The following is a 20,034-nucleotide window of genomic DNA, read 5'->3' on the forward strand; positions in this document are numbered from 1 at the left end:
TGCTTCACTTTGCTCTACAGCCTGTTTGTTGCATAAGGCATTTACTATTTTTTTACATAAACCCCCAAATACCTTTGCTTTTCTAGAGAAATCCAGATGTGTGTTTAAAGCATAATACCTAGATATCAGGCTTTCGTTTAAACCTGTTACAAGCTTCGCACTTAAATACAGCGGAATTTATAATATATGCTTGGACAGCCGAAAAAGCCGAACTTTACATGGTATGCACTTTTGCATTCGAACTTTCATGTTACGTCATATTAACCTTTCGTACATATAATCACACGCAATTGAAAATGCAGCTTGGCTATTTAAAGTATCTCCTTCATTCGCTAGTATTACAGGAGGCTGACTCAACATTGATTTAATCAATCAGTGATAGGAAATCTGTGCACCCCCCTTTTGTAATGAATAATGAAATCCTCATGCATTTGCACGCCTTGAAAAGAACGAAAAAAGGCGTCTCTCTCCATGACCCGATCGGCCAGGACAAAGAAGGCAACGAAATCAGCCTCATCGATGTCCTCAGGATCGGAAAACGAAGACGTCATCGACACCATCCAGCTCAGGCACAGAGTTTGAAAAAGTCAAAAAATACATCGACATTATGGACGGACGGGAAAAGGAAGTCATCGTCGGCCGCTTCGGTCTTAATTTGAAGAAAGAAAAAACGCAGCGCGAAATCGCGAAGGAGCTCGAGATCTCTCGGAGCTATGTGTCGCGGATTGAGAAGCGGGCGCTGATGAAGATGTTTCATGAGTTTTATCGGGCGGAGAAGGAGAAGTGATATCGCAGAAGCCGGTCTAATAATCCGGCTTCTATTTCTTTCCTCTATGCCCTCAATAAAAGTGAGAGCTTGTTATCCACTTACAGAGGTCTGTTGAATTCTGATTTTATTTGTGTTGCTATAATGTTCATAACATTTTTCATAAATTCCTCTATTGTTAATGAAGCAGTCCCTCCACCTTGAGCGAACATATTATTTCCTCCACCTTTTCCATCAATAAGGGAAAGGCTTTCTTGCATTAGGGTTCTCATATCCATTTTATTTGCTTCTCCTCGTCCGCAAACCAATTGGAAGCGATGATCGTTCTCTGATAAGAAAAAAATAAGGGCCCGTTTTTCTCGATCAGCGATCATTTTTGCTAGCTTTTGAAGTTCTTGAATCGATCGATCTGAAAACGTTTCGATCACCATGACAGTATCATTTTGAATGGTGTTTTTGGCTAATAATTCATTGGCTTCATACTGAAGGTTTTTTTCATTAGATTCTAGAAGCGCTTTGTCTAGCTTTTTTATATTTTCAAGCAACCGTTTGACAGCTTCGCTTAATTCCCCTTCAGGACGATTAAGTAATCCAGTCAATTCAACGATTGCTTTTTGTTTTTGATCGAAATGCGTTATAACCCGATTTCCGCATACAAAATACAAACGAATTTTTTTCCTCTGTCTTTCCCAATTCAATACTTTAATTGCTCCGACTTCTCCTGTAGCGCTAGGGTGTGTTCCGCCGCATCCGTTGTAATCAAATTCATCAATCATGACAAGACGAATATTTTCTTTTACAGATGGGAGTTTACGAATCGGATAATTTACTAAGTCATCATATTCTACCCATTTCGCTACTATGGACCTATTTTCCGTTATGATCTCGTTTGCAAGCTTCTCTGCTTTGCCTGCCATTTCCTCTGTTAATTCTGATACATCAAGGTCAATGGTAACCGTATCATTTCCAAGATGGAATCCAACTGTATGAATATCGTATAACTGCGCGAATGCCGCCGACAAAATATGCTGCCCGGTGTGCTGTTGCATGTGATCAAAACGCCGTTCCCAATCAATAACCCCAACAACCTGATCATCTAAATTCGGTAAAGTCCTTTCTACATAATGACGAATTTCTCCATCGACCTCTTCAACGTTTAAAACCTTGACACCGTTCAATGTTCCTATATCATGGGGCTGGCCCCCGCCTGTTGGATAAAAGGCTGTTTCCTCTAGGGTAATATAAAAATCACCTTTTTTGTCCTGTTGCTGTTTCAAGATTTTCGTTTCGAACGTTTTAAGATAGGGATCTTTGTAAAAAAGTTTGTGATGATTCGGACTCATGCCATCTCCCCTTATTTTTTAAATTATTGAAGTCTTCCTCTAGCTTCAATATTTAATTCATCTACAACCTCTCCATTATCGACTAGATAGGCTTTATCGTGCAAGTTGCATACTGGGCAGATATGATTTGGAATAATTCGCACCTTATCTCCAATGCTTACTTTTTTGTTGAATTCTTCATGATAAATAATAGCATGTTCGTCGAATACGCCATGAATATAAACGTCCTCGTATTCTTTGATACGGCCAAGCCCTTTGGTTGCAGTAAGCCCTTCGCTTCGTGTTTGGGCGGTAATTCCCTTGGCCCCTACGTCTGTAATGACTCGTTCTTTTGTTGGTTTACTAATCACGGTTGTGAGTACAGAAGCAGCACAGCGATCATACGTACCAATTACATTTGCTTGTGAGGCGTCCATAAAAATGTAAGTGCCAGGTCTAATTTCTGTCACCCCTTCTGGAATATCAAACTTAAACATGAAGGGAGGAGTAGAGCCAATACTAACCACTTTCGGCTTTAGATCCATTTCTTCCGCAATTCGGGCAAAATGTAATGTTCGTTCTACACTTTCTTTATAGAGTTCTTTACAATGTGCTACACTTTTCGCTTTATAAGAATGTCCGTCATGTGAGAAGATTCCTTTTAGCTCGACATTTTGACACGTTTTGATTAATTCTAATAAAGTACGAAAATCATCTTCTTCAATAATTCCGGAGCGTTGTTCTCCTACTTCAATTTCCACTAACACTTGGGCTTTCTTTGAAGCTCCTTCAAATACTTCTTCAATTTCACGTACTTGATACGCACTATCGATTCCAAAAGAGATATCAATCGTTTCAGATAGTTTTCTAATACGTTCAAGCTTTGATTTCCCAACAATTTCATTTGCGATAAAGATATCTTTTAAGCCATTTCTCGCCATCACTTCAGCTTCTCCTACTTTCGCTACAGCGATTCCTGTAGCTCCCATTTCTTCTTGTAGCTTAGCTAATTTAGGCATTTTATGTGTTTTTGTATGAGGTCGTAAGTTTACTTTCTGTTCATTAGCGTAATTTTGCATATCCTTCATATTGCTTAACATCACGTCTTTATCGATTAAAAGAGCTGGTGTATCTAATTGTAAATCATTCATTGTACCTCCTCCTTTATCGCTGCAATGGCTTCAACTTCAACAAGACATCCGGCATATAAATGATTTGATGGAACAACTACTCTTGCCGGTTTATGATTGCCGAAGAAATGAGCATAAACCTCATTGATATCCGGCCAATACTTTACATCTGGGGTATAAAGTCTGCATAATATCACATCTTCCTTGGCTAATCCCCGTTCCTTGAGGACAAGCTCCATATTTGCCAATGCCTGTTTTGCTTCTTCTTTTATGCCCCCAGCTGGAATTTTCCCCGTTTCCGGATTCATCGACAACTGCCCTGAAATATAGATAACACCATTATGTTCCATGGCTGGCACGTAATGGCCCCCATCACGTGTTGAATATTTCGTGTGTACAGGCTTCAATAAAATCGCCTCCTATTATCCCTTTTAGTATTTAAAGCTAGCCTCATCAATCTTCTGGTCAGCAGCCAGCAAAACAGCCAATTTGATCCTTGCTTTCTTACTGTCATAGCTACCGCCTAATATGATTCCGGCATCTGCATATGTTGAAGCACTTCCTTTGAATCCATATACTCCCTTGACTTCACCTTCGTCAGCACTTGTTGTCAGAACGACAGGAATCCCTTTCGCTACGGCTTTCTTTGCACTTTCTAATATTGCTGGAGCCGTATGCCCTCTTCCCGGCGCCTCAATAATGATTCCTGCACTTCCGCACTCGGCCGCATAATCTATAAACTTTCCGTCTGATCCAAGTGAACACTTAATAAGTTCTACATTTGGCAATGGTTGAATCAGCTGATACGCCTCATGCTTGATTAATCTTTGATGAATTGCGATCTCATCTTGATCGGCCGTTCCCAAATAACCGAATCCCGGTGAGAAAAAACCATCAATATTTGACGCATGCTGTTTTTTCACATATCGAGCAGCAAAGACCCTCTCATTAAACAACACTGTTACCCCTAATCCTCTCGCATCAGGATGTGCCGCTAATAAGAAAGCTTGTCTTAGGTTCACAAATGCATCTGTACCGTCAAGTGTCGGTCCTCTTTGTGACCCCGTTAACACGACCGGCCGATCATCAGAAATAACCAGATCAAGAAAATACGAAGTCTCTTCAAGGGTATCTGTTCCATGCGATATCACAATTCCGGCAACATCCTCATTCCGGAAGAAACTCTCTATATTTTGCTTCAGAATGTCAAGATGATGAAAAGTCATATGACTGCTTGACATTTGAAAGACTGACTTGATTTCAATCTCTATATGAGAAGGCAGTCGACACATTTCAGAAAGCTCTTCACCTGTCATAGCACCTGCTTCTAATAGACCTGTTTCAGGATCAGGCTTACTTGCAATTGTACCGCCGGTACTCAGTAAAATGATTTTCTTGTTTTCCATGATAACTCCCCCATTTTCATATTAAAGGTTTCTCTCTCTTCGTTCCTAATTAGATTTAATCCCAGCCCCGCATAATGGAATCACGATTTTTTCATCAGAAGAATGATCGTATTTTAAATATCCTGCATAGTTAGCTGCTGTTGTTGGCTCAACATAAAAGCCTTTACTTGCTAATGCTGTACGAGCTTTTAGAATCTCTTCCTCATTGGTTGTAATGATTTGACCTTTTGTGGCACGGATGGCTTCTAATATTTAAGCTGATCTTGCCGGTTTGGCAATCGAGATGCCCTCTGCAAGTGTTCCCCTGTTTTCGACGGGTTGAGCAACTTGTTGATTGTTGATAAATGCCTTTGCTAACGGCGCACAATTCTCTGCCTGTATCGCAACCAGTCTTGGCATTTTGTCTATACATTTGTTCTCTAGTAATTCTTTAAATCCATAGTAAACCCCAAGTAATAACGTACCATTGCCAACTGGAATAATAAGCGTATCCGGCGCTCCATTCATTTGTTCCCAAATCTCAAAGGCATACGTTTTTGTTCCTTCATAGAAATATGGATTAAAAACGTGACTTGCATAGAATTTTTTCTCTATATTCACAGCCTTTTGCGCTGCTTCGGCCACATCTTCTCTTGTGCCTTCAATTTCGCGAACGTTGGCCCCATGCGCTTTCACCTGCGCGATTTTCTTAGGTGATGTACCCTTCCGAAGAAAGATGTCACATGCGATGTTAGCCCGCTTGGCGTAAGCTGCAATAGATGTCCCTGCATTTCCACTGCTGTCAGCTATCACATGCTTCACTCCCAGCTCCTTTGCCTTAGCTATTAATACAGCAGCACCGCGATCTTTAAAAGACAAAGTAGGCATCATATAGTCCACTTTCACAAGAGTGTTCGGCTCCCCGCTGTCTAAAACGATTAAAGGTGTGTATCCCTCCCCCATCGTGATGCCGCTCCATATGGCGGAGTCGCGATCAAATGGCATAGCATCAATATATCTCCACATAGAAGGAATATCTTTGAGCACTTTTGAATCGGACCATTCTACTTTTTCTTTTACAAGGTCTAACACTCCGCCACACTGGCATTTCCACACCTGTTCAGATACATTGTATTTCGTACGGCAGGAATGACATTGATACTGTTCCATTATTTTTAGACCTCCTATTATATATTTTTTTATATGTTATATATTTTTTTATATGATTTAGGCAAAAAAATATATTACAGACTGGCGATTGCTTCAATTTCAACCTGAAAACCGTAATGCAGCTCGTTCGTCGAAACAACTGACCGTGCTGGGCGATAATCGTGAAAAAAAACCTGACAGACATTGTCGACACGGTCTAACAAATTGATATCGTGAAGATATAAGGTTATCTTTAAAATTTTTCCTTTATGACTGCCGGCTTTTTTTAAGATATACTCTATATTTGACAATGCCTGTAAAGTCTCTTCTTCAATGGTACCAAATTTCTTTTCCTGCGTGATTGGGTCAATGGCAAATTGCCCTGATACATAGACCGTGTTTTGATGAATTACAGCTAATGCATAATGACCGTTCGATTTTAAATTCCCTGCTTCAAAAATACTCTCCACTCCGCTCACTCCGATTGTCTTTTTTTCACTTCATCCAAATAGCTATAGACGGTTACCTTTGAAATGCCTAGTTGTTCTGCTACTTTATCAATGGCACCTTTCATGAGGAATATTCCCTTTTCATCCATAAATCTGATCAGCTCGATTTTTTCCCGGCGTTTCATCAGGGAATGTTTGCGATTCGCCACAATTTGTTCAATTAACTGGTTCGTGATCTCTTCTACATTCTGAATCGAAGCTTCCTGCTCCGCCGTATTCGAAGTTTGTATTTGATTTTTCTTTTCAACACCGGGCATAAATGCATCTAACATTTCTTTCATTTGAATCATTACATTCATGTCGTAATTGATGCAAAATGCCCCAATCACCTGCTGCTGGCCATCTCTAATGAGGGTAGTCGATGATTTTATTGTTCTCCCATCATCTGTTTGAATTTCATATCCAGCTAAGTAATCCTCTTTAAATTCATTGGATAAAAGAACCTTTTTCACCAAGTGGTCAAAGGATTGGCCAACCTCTCTTCCCGTCACATGGTTGTTCATTGTAAAAATGACGGAAGACTGGGGGGTTGTCAAATCATGAATGACGACCTCACAATATGGACCAAACATTTCCCCTATCGTTTTTGCAAATGGTATATAACTTTTTAAAATCTGTTTTGCTTCAGTCAAAACCTGAACACCTAACTTTCATTTACCTGCATTCATCTACAAGTGATTTCATTCTTGACTTCATTATATAATTTTTTATACAAAAATGAAACAAAAATATATTTTTTTATACGCAGGATTGATCATTCATTACCTTCAGTTTGCATCTTTTTATTTTGTCATCAAACAGGAACTATTTAGATATAGTTCGATATCTTTTTAGTTCAGTCCCTCAACCTGGTAAAAGTAATTGCCCTATACGGATAACCTGTGAGTGGCATTTAAATCAGCCTCATCGAGAAAAAAAGTCATCGCCGGCCGCTTCAGCCTTGATTTGAAGAAAGAAAAAACGCAGCGGGAAATTGCGAAGGAGCTCGGGATTTCGCGGAGCTATGTGTCGCGGATAGAGAAGCGGGCGCTGATGAAGGTGTTTCACGAGTTTTACCGGGAGGAGAAGGAGCTTTTTCCTAATTTGGAATATAAAAAGACCGCAAAGCCTTCTTAAAGAGAAGCGTTGCAGTCTTTGGGTCTCTTTTTTGCTTCGTATAAGTCAATGGAGTTCCAGCGGAGTCCGCTGCAGATACATTCATTGATTGGATCTACTCTATGCGGAGGAACCTGAATGTTTCAATCAGTTTTGGGATAAAAAACGTGTTGACGCTCCTCTGCTTGACTATTTAATATTCGATAGCTGGACCCTCCAATATGAAGCGGAACATCCAATTTTTCTAAATTCGGCATACCATTTTTTAAGAAAAGCTCTTTATCTTGATATCTCTGTAAAACTTCTCCCGCAATCCACTCTTGATCGCCCAAAGTGGAAATACTGTGTACTTTACACTCATAAGCAAAATACGCATCAGTTAAAATCGGTATCTCAGCTTTTCGTCCTTCTTCGTATTGAATATGAAATGCTTCAAACTTATTTAAATCTCTGCCGCTATGGGTGCCTAATGCTTGAATGAGTTCCGAACATCTTCCCGGAAGAAAATTCACACCGAAAACGCCGCTTTTCTCAATCAATTTGTAAGTATATGTCTCTTTATTTATCGATATTCCATACATCCCGGGAGAAGATCCAATATACGTATGCCACCCGGAAGCCATGGCGTTTTTTTCACCTTCATATTGAGCCGTAACGACAGCTACCATTCCAGGGTAGGCGTACCAAATGGGTTCATCTATCGGTGCTCTCATCTTCATCGCTCCTTTTGTTTTAGATTCATTAAATTTGAGAGGCACACATCTAAATCGTCAGGTACTTCTTCACATGAACCATTCGTTTAGAATTTAATAAATGGGCTTCCAGCAGGCTTTGCGCCATGAGTAACCGAAGCGTCTTATTTTCTGCCATCTTATACATCCTTCCTTTCAAATATTCATCAGAACGATGCATAAATCATAAACCCTATAGCAACTATAGGGTCAAGGGGTTCGTTATTTTTTCCGCACTCTAAATTCTGTGAGGAAGTCTTCTTCTTTTAATGAGTTATAGCTGTTTGGAAAAGAAACTTGATATACTTTTCCATCCGTTTGAATGCCATGTGATTCAATAAAATCGTACAGTTTTTGATAGTATGAAAAATAATTTGTTGCCGTGCAATCAAATGAAATACATACATATTCGCCGGATGGGATTATATCTATATTCATGTTTTGTTCCCCTGTATCTATCTTTACTCCATCATAAATCGTAGTATAAACGCTGTTGCAATAAATGTCACCGGAATCTTTATAAGGCTTTAAATCATAAATCAATCCATAATAGTTATCAACGATTTCTCCTCTTTCTTCAAGAACTTCAGCCAATTTTCGGTAATACAAATCTGATTGGTCATGAGGATTCACTTGAGGTGTCACTGCTTTTAAAATGGTTTGGCCTCCTATATGTCGAACATAAACTAGACCTTCTTCTTTTTTAGTGCGTATCTCCAATTGTTCATTAAGCTGGTGCTTTCTTCTTTGAAGCAATTGCCTGGCACGTTCGAGTCTTTCCATCTCACGCTCAATCACGCTTTCTTGCTCCTCAAGAAAGGCTTGCATCCGTTCGGGGGTAGATGTATGCGAAATCATTCGCTTAATTTCTCCCAACGGCGTTTTAATAGATTTGAGATATTTTATAATATCTAAATAAAAGAACTGTTTAACATGGTAATATCGATAGCCATTATCCCGGTCTGTGCATTGAGGCTTAAAAATTCCGATCTTATCATAATAGCGCAATGTTTGAATGGAAATGTTATTAAGACGGGCTGTTTCCCCGATTGAAAAATATTCCTTCAACAATCTCATCCTTTCTTCTTAGTTTCTAATTCTTTATGTATTTCACGATAGGTTCATGGTTCTTCTGATTATCGAAACGCGAATAGAAATTAACCACATTATAGCAATTTCACGGTCGATGGAGCATATATAATGTCTTGAATAGCGGTATTCCCAGGGATTGTGCTGAAAAAAACAACAGAATATGCGACATACTAAGCATCTTCAAGTTCAATGTTTAATCCGCCACCTGATCTTGTATGCAGATCATGACCATAAACTCTCCCTGAACGTGGCAACGAAATCACCCTTACGATGTCCTCAAGGTCGAAAAAACGAAAGCTTCATCGTCACCATCAAGCTCATGTATAAAGCTTGAAAAGTGAATCATTCATCGACATCCTTAAGGAGAGAGAAAAAGAAGTCATCGTCGGCCGCTTCAGCTTGATTTGAAGAAAGAAAAGACGGAGCGTGAAATCGCGAAGCTGCGTGTCTGGGCCTGGGAAGCACGCTTTGATGAAGATATCTCATGAGTTTTGCCGTGCTGAAAAGGAGAAGTGACGTCAACCAAAAGCAAGCTAATAAGTCGTGCCATTTATACATTATTTTAGAATTGATCATCTTTTTATTAATTCCCCCCCCAATATTAAAACCGCGTGATTGCTTACCACGCGGTTCTAATCAAATCTATAATTCTCAACAAAATAGACAAATTCTTTTGCCGTTTTCAATTTGATGGTTTCGTTATGATAGATCATCCAAGTTTTTCGAATCAGCGGTTCATCATGTGCATCTTTTATCGTAAAACATTTTATATCTTTATCTTCTTTTAAAAGGACGCTTGGGAGGAGGCCATATCCCAGTCCATTTCTCACCATTTCTTTACATGTATCGGTACTATCCACTTCGATCTCTATGCGCGGGGATGGCGAAAATTTTCCTCTCCACCAATCATCGATTAACCTCTTTAGGTTCGCATCCGTTTTATATTCAATCCTCGGCAATTCGGGAAGCTGTTCGAGATCGATTTTTTCCTTGGAAGCAATACAAATATTTTCTTCAAAGAGGAAACATTTCGATTCCGCCCATGCGAATCTCCACGTACAAATCCAAAATAAACTTTTTTATTATAGACAAGATTATACACTTCGCTGCTCAACCCGGTGATAACCTCATAGTCTACTCTCGGATAGCGGTTTTTAAAAAGTCTCAGTATGTTTGGAAGCATATTTTTCGCAAAAATATTAGACACGCCTAACCGGATGGTTCCAACTACCTCTTGATTCATATTCCAAATGGTTTCTTTCATTTGACGCATTCTTTCAATCATTTCACCAGCACATTTGGCGAGGTACTCACCTTCTGCGGTAAATCGAATCCCTCTTGTTCCACGTTCTATGATCGGTACTTGAAACTCTTTCTCGATGTGCTTAATGCGCTTTGTTAAAGCAGGTTGGGATATGTATAAAATCTGAGCAGTTTTAGAAATGTTGTTATGAAAATACAGATTTTCAAGCATTACCCAATCACGATCATCCATCCTGGCCACTCCATCATTACAAATAGTTTTCGTTATAGCTAAGTATAACATTTTTGAATACTGATACAGCTCATTTTTTCGGTATAGTATGGTTATGAAAAAATTCAAACAAAGAGGTGCTTGAATTCATGGATCAAATAATTGATCAGTTTCACTCCATTCCTACTACCTGCATTTCTGATGCTCTGGACGGTTTGAATAACTTACACCCGAGTATTAAGCCGCTAAAGGAAGACTTCGTCCTTAGCGGAAGAGCTTTTACGGTAAAAATGCCCGTAGGTGATAATTTAGCCGTACTTAAAGCCATTCGAACAGCCAAACCTGGAGATATTCTTGTCATTGATGCGAAAGGCGATGAATATAGAGCGATTGCGGGAGATTTTGTCGTCGGAATGGCCAAAACACTGGAATTAGGCGGAATTGTTGTGGATGGAGTCATCCGGGATTCGACGGGAATAAAGGAACTGGATTTTCCTGTTTTTTGTAAAGGGACAACCGTTGCTGCAAGCGGTAAAGCGGGTGTCGGCGAATTAAACGTTCCAATTTCTTGCGGGGGTGTTTCAATTAAACCCGGTGACATTATTGTTGGAGATGCAGACGGCGTTGTGGTGGTCCCGAAGGAATTAGAAGAAGCAACACTAAAAAAAGCCAAGGAAAAGCTGCTCAAAGATCACCAACGAGAATCCTCGATTTCTGGTGACAAAGAAGCGACGATCAAATACTTAGATTCAATGATTTCCAAATAACTGAGTGTAAACAAAAGGGCTGGCATCCATGCAGCCCTTTTATGATCTGTTATTCTTGATCCGGTATCAGAACCAAGCCCTCCATTAATCTTCGAGCACTTCGGCTCATGGTTACTTTCTTCACTTCCCATCCTGCTTGATCATGAGCAGCTTCTGCACCCACTTTCAAAGTACCGGATGGATGACCGAAACGGAGCTCCGGCCTCGCATCCCCTATAATCCTGCTGACAATCGTTCCCGGTATTGCGGCCGCGGCAGCAATAGCTACAGCGCCTGTACCGGTCATGGCATGATGAAGCTTACCCATGGAAAGAATGCGTGCCAGAATATCGATATCTTCTCCATGTACTTCTTTTCCGTCAGATGTTGTGTAGCTCGCAGAGGTTTCAAAAAATGCGATTTTAGGTGTGTGCTGACGATTGGTCATTGCGTACTCCACGCTTTCCGCTAGACCCATCATCACCGCTCCATGGGCCCGAATCGCTTCAAAACGGGTCAATAGATCCGCATCGCCGTTGATATCTCCTTGCAGTTCAGTTCCCGATAATCCCATTGAAGACGCAGAAACAAAGACAGCAGGGTTTCCAGCGTTTATTAAAGTAGCCTCGACTTCTCCTACGCCTGGCACATGAATGATATCGATCGGATTCCCGGTCGGAAACATGTTTCCCCCATCGGCACCCGGATCAAGGAATTCAAGCTTTATTTCCGGTGCAGGGAAAGTGACTCCGTCCAGCGCGAAATCTCCAAGCTCTTGCACCTCCCCATCCTTCATCGGGACATGCGCCACGATCTTCTTCCCGATATTCTCCTGCCAGATATTGACCTCAGCCACGCCATCCAGCGGGGCATCTACCAGACCTCGAAATATCGAAGGACCTACAGCTGAAGTAAGATTCCCGCAATTTCCACTCCAATCAACCAATGGCTGTCCGATGACCACCTGTCCGAATAGGTAGTCTACATCACATCCAGGACGATTGCTTTTACTAACAATAACCACCTTGCTCGTACTCGATGTGGCACCACACAAACCATCGATCTGCTGGCCGTAAGGATCTGGACTGCCTATTGGACGCAGTAAAACTTTATCACGTTTAGATGGATCGGTTGGCAAATCTTCTTTAAGAAAAAAGACACCCTTGCTTGTCCCGCCTCGCATATACATTGCTGGAATTTTGATTTGTTTTCCCCATTTATTCATCACTGTCGTTCCCTCCATGTTCTTTTCATAAAAAGAATGGATAGGCTCTTGTTAAAAGCACGCTCTAGCATCCTCATCATAAATATTTTATCTCAGTGTTTGAAATAAAAAAAATAACTATATTTGATACCCAGCTATTAAATAAGTGAATAACAGCGATCCTCCGTAAGAAAAAGCTCTGGCTGGCGACAGAATGGATATTAGTGATACATAAGGAGATTACCCAGCGCTTGAAACGCGATCGTTAACAGCGCCGACAGCTCCTAAAAACAGCGATTCTATGGATAAATCACTATGCAGAACTTGTTTGAAAATTATAATATTTGTTCATAATGGATATGAACATCCTTAGCGTATTTCGGGTAAAAAGGAGGGTTACTTTAATTGTCAGGTCCATCTTTGAATAAATTAGGTTCTCATAGATCCATCCACGATGGAGCAGTAACAGAAGGAAGGGATTTGATGGAGGTATTAGAACAGGTTTATGGCGAAAAACATAAAAAGCATGCTATGATTGCAGCAAGGGCTCTTCTCGAACATTGGGAAACCCGTACAATTGCACATGCGGATTCAGAAGAAGAGGGTTTATACAAAAGAAAGCTTGAAGAAAACCCGGATATCTCTCATACACTAAGCATGCTTAAGCGTGATCATGATTTACTTAGGATACTGGTAAGCGATATAAAAGAAGAACTGGATAAACAAGGGGTAAACGATGATGTAATCGACCGTTTTAAAGCGATATATGTTCTGGTTCAAATACATAATCGCGATGAGGAAAGCTATTTGCTGGACGGTCATTAAAAAACGCGCTTTTTATTCAATGATCATGAAATGAGCCACTCTTGAGTACTGAAGTGGCTTTTTGTGTTTGGGCAGGTTCATTTTTCTATTTAAGCGCTTTTTTCGGATTCATTTTTCTGAATACAATATACTTTCTAGATAAGTATTCTAAAGGCAGACTCCACACATGGACCAGTCTCGTGTAAGGCCATACGGCAAATAAAACAAATGCCGCCAAAATATGAAGTTGAAACCCGAGCGGTGCGTTCATCACTAAATACGGAGAAGGCTGAAAGCTTAAAATTCCCCTGAACCACGGACCTATTGTTGCCCGATAATCAAACTCTCCTCCTGTCGCTGTATAAGCGACTGTATTTGTAAAACCAACAACGGTCACTACTCCGATTAAAAGCAATACATAAAGGTCTTTCTTTGAGCTGTTTCTCCTTACCCTTTTACTTCTAAGCCGACGTACTGTCAATAAGGCTCCTCCGACAACCATCATCACCCCGGCGGCTCCCCCGAACCATACAGCGCCAAAATGATACATATGTTCAGTTATTCCGACTGCATCATAAAACGCTTTAGGAATCAGCACTCCTGCCACATGTCCGAAGAAAACAAAAATGACACCATAGTGAAACAGCGTACTCCCCCACTTCAATAATTGATCTTTTTGGATAAATTCACTTGATTGTGCCGACCAACCGAATTGATCTGTATTATAGCGATGAACATGTCCGACAACAAAAATGGTTAACGATAAATAGGGAATGATCACCCATAAGAAATAATCTAGTTCTGTCATAACAATCCCTCCAATTTGAGTCATCCCGCATGGTGATCCGCGTCTTTTTCACTAGGTGGCAAATGTGTTGCAATGGCTGCTAAACAAGCTTTTAATAAAAAGCCATACGGATTATCCTCTTTTTCAAGCTCTGTCAGCAATAGGTCAATTGCTTTTTTGTGGATTAAAAACACCTTTTGAACAAAGTCTTTTTCCGCAATTGAGGCAAATTCTAATATAAGCGGTAAATAGTCGGGCAATTCATCATTTTTAATATAAAACCCGGCTTTTGCAAACTCCATTTTTAATTTTACAAAAGCTAGGCCGCGCTCTCTATTCTCTCCAAATCTTCCATGGGTTAAATAAAGCGTTTTAGGTTCGCTAAAATCAAACCACCGCACATAATTCTCGCACATCTCTTTAAAGGAGGTTTCATTTACATAGGTCAGAAACCGCCGAAGGCAGTACTTCATTCCTTTATCATTTATTTCATCAACAATTTGACTTGCTTCTTCCGATTCTGTCCATTCTTTATCCGGATATCTCAAGAATAATGAACAAAGCTTAAACACTAATCTATCTTCTTCCATCCATTGTGTTCCCATTTAGATCACTCCAATATTCTTCACTGAAGGCGTATAAATCTTCGTATTTTTCAGTGCCTAAACTGCAACCTGAGCAGCCCTCCATAAACTCGTACCCCGCTGAACCTTGTCCTGAATACATATTGCCTGCCTCTTCCCTGTGAGATTTTGGAATGACATAACGATCATTGTATTTCGCTATCGCGGATAATTCATACAATTCGACAGCGGTTTCTTCAGTTAACCCGGCGTCTTCAAGGATGGCTTGATCAAACGATTGCTTCAAGTTAACACTTCTCATATAACTCCTCATGGCAACCATTTTCTTTAATACGCGTTCAATAACTTTTGTATCCCCCGCTGACATTAAATTCGCAAGGTATTGGATGGGGATTCTGAACTGCTTGATCGTCGGAAAAATAATTCCGGGATCCAACATATCAATTTGACCGCCGAACGTATTGGTAATCGGACTTAAAGGCGGAATGTACCACACCATTGGCAAAGTTCTGTATTCCGGGTGCAAAGGCAGCGCCACCTTATGTTCCACAGCAAGCTTATATACAGGTGATGCTTGAGCCGCCTCAATCCAATCCTCCGGAATTCCGTCCTTCTTTGCTTGTTTGACGATTTCCGGATCATTTGGGTCCAAAAATAGGTTTAAGTGGGACTCATATAAATCCTTTGGGTCGGCAGCAGATGCCGCTTCTTCTATCTTGTCCGCGTCATATAAGACGATGCCGATGTAACGCAGGCGGCCGACGCAAGTCTCAGAACAAACTGTTGGCTGGCCGTTTTCAATACGCGGAAAACAAAACGTACACTTTTCGGCTTTATTCGTCTTCCAGTTAAAATAAACTTTTTTATACGGACAGCCCGACATGCAAAAACGCCAGCTGCGGCATGCATCCTCATCAACAAGAACGATGCCGTCTTCATCACGTTTGTAAATGGCCCCGGACGGACAGGAAGAAAGGCATGACGGATTGATACAGTGTTCACAAATTCTTGGCAAATACATCATAAAAGCTTGTTCATATTCTTGAATCACCTGTTCATCAACATTGTGCATGTTCGGATCCTTTTTGCCTGTATCATAAACACCCGCAAGATCGTCTTCCCAGTTCGGCCCCCACTTCAAATCGATGTATTCACCGGTAAGCTGAGAGATAGGCCTTGCAACTGGCTGATGCTTTTTCTGAGGACTTTTGATTAAATTTTCGTAATCATAGGTCCATGGCTCATAATAATCATCGATTCGGGTCAAATCGGGGTTGTAAAAGATATTCAGCAGCTTTTTGGCACGGCCGCCGGCTTTCAATTCAATCTTTCCGTTCTTCAACTCCCAGCCTCCGCGGTGGGTTTCTTGGTTTTCCCATTCCCTCGGGTAACCGACGCCCGGTTTTGTTTCAACATTGTTCCACCACATATATTCGGCGCCGCTACGATTCGTCCATGTATTATTGCATGTCACACTGCATGTGTGGCAGCCGATACATTTATCGAGGTTCATCACCATTCCAAATTGCGCTTTAATCTTCAAGCCAATCCACCTCGTTTCGCTCTAATTTACGAATAACGACTTGTTCATCCCTCTGGTTTCCGGTCGGCCCATAATAATTAAATCCGTAGCTTAGTTGAGCGTATCCCCCTATCATTTGTGTCGGCTTAACATGAATCCTAGTGGGACTGTTAAAAGTTCCCCCACGTTCTTTTGTTATTTTTGAACCGGGAACATTAATTGTTCTGTCCTGCACATGATACATAAACGCCACGCCTCTCGGTAACCGATGGCTGACGACGGCCCTTGCGACGACAACCCCGTTGCGATTGTACATTTCAAGCCAGTCATTATCACGGATACCAACAGTCTCGGCATCTTTATTATTCATCCATACATGCGGTCCGCCCCGGAACAGCGTAAGCATCGGCAATGTATCGTAGTATGTGCTGTGGTAAGACCACTTAAAATGCGGTGTTAAATAGCGCAGTTTTATTTCTTTGGTTGTTGATGCCGGACGTCCATCTTTATTATAGAAAGCAGCTTTTCTTAAAGGCGCTTTAAAGGTCGGCAGATCCTCCCCAAATTCACGCATGATTTCATGGTCTAAGAAGAAATGCTGCCTGCCGGTCAAGGTTCGGAATGGAATCAGCCGTTCTATATTGGTTGTAAAAGGCGAGTAACGGCGATTGCCTGTCTCTGTCCCGCTATAGACCGGAGATGATAAAACCTTTCTTGGCTGGGCTGTAATCTCGTCAAATGAAATGTGCTCTTCAGCCCGTTCTATGGCTAGGTCTTTTAATTTTTGCCCGGTTTTCTTTTCTAAAGTATCCCATGCTTTCATTGCGAGCGAACCGTTCGTCGTGCTGGATAATGTCAGGATAGCTTCAGCAGCGTTTCGATCTGCAGAGATATCGGGGCAATCTTTATATTCTTTTGTCGTTTTAGCTGTGCCTAAAATATCTTTCAATTCGTCATATTCCTCTTTAGCATCCCAGCTTAGTCCCTTGGCGCCGATTTTTTCCCGTATATTCGGCCCGAGCGCAATGAATTTATCGTATACTTTGGTATACTCCCTTTCGACGACGTGAATGCGCGGGAAATTCTCTCCAGGAACCGGTTCAACCCCATTATTTTTCCAGTCGGGGATTAATCCTAACGCCTGCGATGTCTCGTCTGAAGTATCATGGAGGAGCGGTGTAGCGACAATGTCCTTTACCGTCTCCGGCAGATATTTCTCGGCTAAAGATTGAAATGTTTTCGCCAGCTTTTTAAAAGTATCCCAATCAGATCGGCTCTCCCACGGCGGTGTAATCGCTGGATTGAAAGGATGAATAAAAGGGTGCATATCGGTAGAGCTGATATCATACTTTTCATACCAGGTTGCAGCCGGCAAGACAATATCCGAATACAACCCCGTACCTGACATTCGAAAATCCATATTGATAAGCAAATCAAGTTTTCCTTCTTGTGCAACAGATGCTGAATCTACCTCTTCTGTATGCAGGGATTGATCTTGTTCGCCTAAAATGCTTGAATGTGTACCGAGCAGGTGCTTCAGAAAATATTCATGCCCCTTTGCAGAACTTCCAATTAAATTCGCCCTCCATACAAATAACGTTTTCGGAAAATTAACAGGATTGCCCGGCTCTTCAATTGCGAATTTCATTTGACCATTTTTCATTTGATCAACGACATACTTCACAGCTTCATCATTATTAGCTGCCTTTGCCTCTTCGTACAACGTAATCGAGTTTTTATTAAATTGCGGATAGGAAGGCAGCCACCCTAATCGTGCAGCGAGTACATTATAATCTCCCAGATGATGATATCTGGGCTTCTCGACTAACGGTGAAATTAAATCTGAGGATTTTTGATCCTCATAACGCCATTGCTCTGTCACGAAATAAAAGAAAGATGTTCCATTTTGTAAACGCGGCGGACCTCCCCAGTCACGTGCCATCGCCACAGTTTGCCATCCTTCAAGGGGGCGTACTTTTTCCTGACCGACGTAATGCGCCCATCCTCCTCCGTTTACTCCCTGGGAGCCTGTTAACAAAACTAGATTGAGAATCGCCCTGTAAATGGTATCAGAATGATACCAATGGTTAATGCCTGATCCCATGATAATCATCGACCGTCCCTTGCTATCAACCGCATTTTGGGCGAATTCTCTTGCAATTTGAGCGGCTAGTTTGCGGTCAATACCGGTTATTTGTTCTTGCCATGCCGGTGTGTATGGCTTTGGATCGTCATAGTCTTTTGGATAATCACCGGGTAATCCGCGATTTACGCCAGTTTGCGCGAGCATGAGGTCGAAAACGGTTGTGACGTAAACAGACTCTCCGTTTTGTTGAATTTCCTTGACTGGCACTCCTCTTGCGATAATTTGCTTTTGTTCTTGACCAAAGTAAGGAAACTGCAGCAATACAGTTTTGTCTTCTATCCCTAACAAGGAGAGTGCAGGCTCAAGATCTCCGAGCTGATTTTCAGTATCTTTCAGGTGTAAATTCCACTCCCCTCCTTCCGACCAGCGATGGCCGACGGTTCCATTAGGTGCAGCACATTGATTGGAGTTTTTATCAAATACAATCGTTTTCCATTCAGCCTTGTTTACATTCATCCCCAGGTCGCTTGCACGCAAAAACCGGTCTGTTTTATAGTGATTGCCATGCTTTTTTAATGTAATAAGAAAAGGCAAATCAGTATATTTCTTGACGTAATCTTCGAAATAGGGCGTTTTTTGATCGACATAAAATTCTTTGAGAATAACATGGGTCATCGCCATCGCCAACGCTGAATCCATACCTGGACTAACGTTTAACCAATGATCGGCAAATTTAACAAACTCAGCATAATCCGGGCTAATAGAAACTACTTTAGTGCCGTTATACCTTGCTTCAACATAGAAATGGGCATCAGGCGTTCTCGTTTGCGGCAAATTAGAACCCCATACCAGTAAGTAGCTGGAGTTATACCAATCAGAGCTTTCAGGAACATCCGTCTGTTCGCCCCAAACTTGCGGCGATGCAGGCGGGAGATCGGCATACCAGTCGTAAAAGCTGAGCAGCGGCGCGCCGATTAAATTCAAAAACCTCGCCCCGCCCGCATAACTGACCATGGACATTGCCGGGATCGGCGAAAAACCTACAATGCGGTCGGGGCCGTATTTTTTGATCGTAAAAATTAATTGAGCGGCAATCATCATATTTACTTCATCCCAGTTTGCCCGGACGAATCCGCCTTTACCGCGCGCTTGTTTATAAGCTTTTTGCATGCCGGGATTCTCAGAAATCACTTCCCATGCCTCGACCGGATCGTTCGTTTTTTGCATGGCTTCTTTCCACACTTTTAACAAAGCGCTTCTCACATATGGAAAACGAACTCGTATCGGGCTGTATGTATACCATGAGAAACTCGCACCGCGCGGGCATCCTCTCGGCTCATATTCAGGCATGTTCGGACCGGTAGTCGGATAGTCTGTTTGTTGTGTTTCCCACGTGATGATTCCGTCTTTCACATGAACTTTCCAGCTGCAGGAACCGGTGCAATTCACGCCATGAGTGGTGCGAACCACCTTGTCATGCTGCCACCTTCTGCGATAGTATTTTTCAGACTCGCGGTCTGCACTGGATAACGTACTATGATTGTTTAAATCAGCGGTGCGTCCAAAAAAAGTCATCTTTTTGAGCAATGGGGAAATTTTCTTCTTCATGACAACACTCCCTTTCGATCGTTTTATGAAGTCCATTACA

At 41.5% G+C, this 20,034-nt stretch carries 17 protein-coding genes and 5 pseudogenes; 6 read left to right on the plus strand and 16 right to left on the minus strand.

Translation table 11 applies throughout. The features are described from left to right. Positions 1–118: 118 nt before the first annotated feature. Positions 119–363: pseudogene (locus MHH76_RS14020) on the plus strand (ImmA/IrrE family metallo-endopeptidase); the annotation flags it as partial. A 50-nt stretch (positions 364–413) separates the two neighbouring features. Continuing rightward, positions 414–787 (plus strand): annotated as a pseudogene (locus tag MHH76_RS14025) (sigma factor-like helix-turn-helix DNA-binding protein); the annotation flags it as partial. Positions 788–867: 80 nt separating this feature from the next. On the opposite strand, the gene MHH76_RS14030 reads toward MHH76_RS14025, so the two are convergent. The 7 genes and pseudogenes from MHH76_RS14030 to MHH76_RS14060 all read right to left on the minus strand — a co-directional run bounded on the left by MHH76_RS14030 (position 868) and on the right by MHH76_RS14060 (position 6,893). Continuing rightward, complete coding sequence (locus tag MHH76_RS14030; protein ID WP_025811113.1) at positions 868–2,109, minus strand: serine-tRNA(Ala) deacylase AlaX; 1,242 nt, start codon at positions 2,107–2,109, stop codon at positions 868–870. Between the two features lie 23 nt (positions 2,110–2,132). Further along, positions 2,133–3,239, minus strand: a complete 1,107-nt coding sequence (locus MHH76_RS14035; protein ID WP_025811112.1) for a D-TA family PLP-dependent enzyme — start codon at positions 3,237–3,239, stop codon at positions 2,133–2,135. Beyond that, positions 3,236–3,625, minus strand: coding sequence for a RidA family protein (locus MHH76_RS14040; RefSeq protein ID WP_025811111.1), 390 nt, complete (start codon positions 3,623–3,625; stop codon positions 3,236–3,238). The genes MHH76_RS14035 and MHH76_RS14040 overlap by 4 nt, the downstream gene beginning before the upstream one ends. Before the next feature lie 24 nt (positions 3,626–3,649). Then, complete coding sequence (locus MHH76_RS14045; protein WP_025811110.1) at positions 3,650–4,624, minus strand: asparaginase; 975 nt, start codon at positions 4,622–4,624, stop codon at positions 3,650–3,652. A gap of 45 nt (positions 4,625–4,669) precedes the next feature. Further along, positions 4,670–5,773, minus strand: a pseudogene (locus tag MHH76_RS14050) (threonine synthase). A gap of 74 nt (positions 5,774–5,847) precedes the next feature. Continuing rightward, positions 5,848–6,222, minus strand: coding sequence for a RidA family protein (locus tag MHH76_RS14055; protein ID WP_025811108.1), 375 nt, complete (start codon positions 6,220–6,222; stop codon positions 5,848–5,850). Positions 6,223–6,227: 5 nt separating this feature from the next. Further along, a complete protein-coding gene (locus tag MHH76_RS14060; protein ID WP_025811107.1) occupies positions 6,228–6,893 on the minus strand; it encodes a PAS domain-containing protein in 666 nt (221 codons plus the stop codon). 280 nt (positions 6,894–7,173) lie between these two features. Between MHH76_RS14060 and MHH76_RS14065 the strand changes: the two are divergent. Next, positions 7,174–7,377 (plus strand): annotated as a pseudogene (locus tag MHH76_RS14065) (sigma factor-like helix-turn-helix DNA-binding protein); the annotation flags it as partial. A 122-nt stretch (positions 7,378–7,499) separates the two neighbouring features. Here the strand turns inward: MHH76_RS14065 and MHH76_RS14070 are convergent. Then, positions 7,500–8,069: a flavin reductase family protein gene (locus MHH76_RS14070; protein WP_020452300.1), complete on the minus strand. Its 570-nt coding sequence runs from the start codon at positions 8,067–8,069 to the stop codon at positions 7,500–7,502. 240 nt (positions 8,070–8,309) lie between these two features. Beyond that, positions 8,310–9,155 carry a MerR family DNA-binding transcriptional regulator gene (locus MHH76_RS14075; protein WP_023855285.1) on the minus strand — a complete coding sequence of 282 codons (846 nt, stop codon included), beginning with the start codon at positions 9,153–9,155 and terminating at the stop codon, positions 8,310–8,312. Positions 9,156–9,512: 357 nt separating this feature from the next. Here MHH76_RS14075 and MHH76_RS14080 point away from each other — a divergent pair. After that, positions 9,513–9,695 (plus strand): annotated as a pseudogene (locus tag MHH76_RS14080) (hypothetical protein); the annotation flags it as partial. Between the two features lie 116 nt (positions 9,696–9,811). On the opposite strand, the gene MHH76_RS14085 reads toward MHH76_RS14080, so the two are convergent. Together MHH76_RS14085 and MHH76_RS14090 are read right to left on the minus strand one after the other, a co-directional pair. After that, positions 9,812–10,138, minus strand: a complete 327-nt coding sequence (locus MHH76_RS14085) for a LysR family transcriptional regulator substrate-binding protein (RefSeq protein ID WP_152846873.1) — start codon at positions 10,136–10,138, stop codon at positions 9,812–9,814. After that, positions 10,102–10,674 carry a LysR family transcriptional regulator gene (locus MHH76_RS14090; protein ID WP_306419667.1) on the minus strand — a complete coding sequence of 191 codons (573 nt, stop codon included), beginning with the start codon at positions 10,672–10,674 and terminating at the stop codon, positions 10,102–10,104. Before MHH76_RS14090 ends, MHH76_RS14085 begins: the two co-directional genes overlap by 37 nt. Positions 10,675–10,802: 128 nt before the next feature. Between MHH76_RS14090 and MHH76_RS14095 the strand changes: the two genes are divergently transcribed. After that, positions 10,803–11,420 carry an RraA family protein gene (locus MHH76_RS14095; protein ID WP_020452302.1) on the plus strand — a complete coding sequence of 206 codons (618 nt, stop codon included), beginning with the start codon at positions 10,803–10,805 and terminating at the stop codon, positions 11,418–11,420. A gap of 49 nt (positions 11,421–11,469) precedes the next feature. Here the strand turns inward: MHH76_RS14095 and prpF are convergent, their stop codons facing one another. Further along, complete coding sequence (gene prpF, locus MHH76_RS14100; protein WP_043054402.1) at positions 11,470–12,624, minus strand: 2-methylaconitate cis-trans isomerase PrpF; 1,155 nt, start codon at positions 12,622–12,624, stop codon at positions 11,470–11,472. 384 nt (positions 12,625–13,008) lie between these two features. Here prpF and MHH76_RS14105 point away from each other — a divergent pair, with 384 nt between their 5' ends. Continuing rightward, positions 13,009–13,428, plus strand: coding sequence for a hemerythrin domain-containing protein (locus MHH76_RS14105; RefSeq protein ID WP_020452304.1), 420 nt, complete (start codon positions 13,009–13,011; stop codon positions 13,426–13,428). A gap of 85 nt (positions 13,429–13,513) precedes the next feature. Here the strand turns inward: MHH76_RS14105 and narI are convergent, their stop codons facing one another. Genes narI through MHH76_RS14125 form a run of 4 tightly spaced genes read right to left on the minus strand, consistent with a single transcriptional unit; the run spans position 13,514 to position 19,994 of the window. Further along, positions 13,514–14,215 carry a respiratory nitrate reductase subunit gamma gene (narI, locus tag MHH76_RS14110; RefSeq protein WP_020452305.1) on the minus strand — a complete coding sequence of 234 codons (702 nt, stop codon included), beginning with the start codon at positions 14,213–14,215 and terminating at the stop codon, positions 13,514–13,516. Positions 14,216–14,235: 20 nt separating this feature from the next. Further along, positions 14,236–14,799, minus strand: coding sequence for a nitrate reductase molybdenum cofactor assembly chaperone (gene narJ, locus MHH76_RS14115; RefSeq protein WP_020452306.1), 564 nt, complete (start codon positions 14,797–14,799; stop codon positions 14,236–14,238). Continuing rightward, a complete protein-coding gene (narH, locus tag MHH76_RS14120) occupies positions 14,771–16,321 on the minus strand; it encodes a nitrate reductase subunit beta (protein WP_020452307.1) in 1,551 nt (516 codons plus the stop codon). Before narH ends, narJ begins: the two co-directional genes overlap by 29 nt. Further along, the gene (locus tag MHH76_RS14125) at positions 16,311–19,994 is read right to left on the minus strand and encodes a nitrate reductase subunit alpha (RefSeq protein WP_020452308.1); all 3,684 of its coding nucleotides are present in this window, start codon (positions 19,992–19,994) and stop codon (positions 16,311–16,313) included. Before MHH76_RS14125 ends, narH begins: the two co-directional genes overlap by 11 nt. Positions 19,995–20,034 lie beyond the last annotated feature (40 nt).

This window comes from Bacillus sp. FSL L8-0193 (assembly GCF_037976065.1).
GTDB classification, from domain to species: Bacteria; Bacillota; Bacilli; order Bacillales; family Bacillaceae; genus Bacillus; species Bacillus paralicheniformis.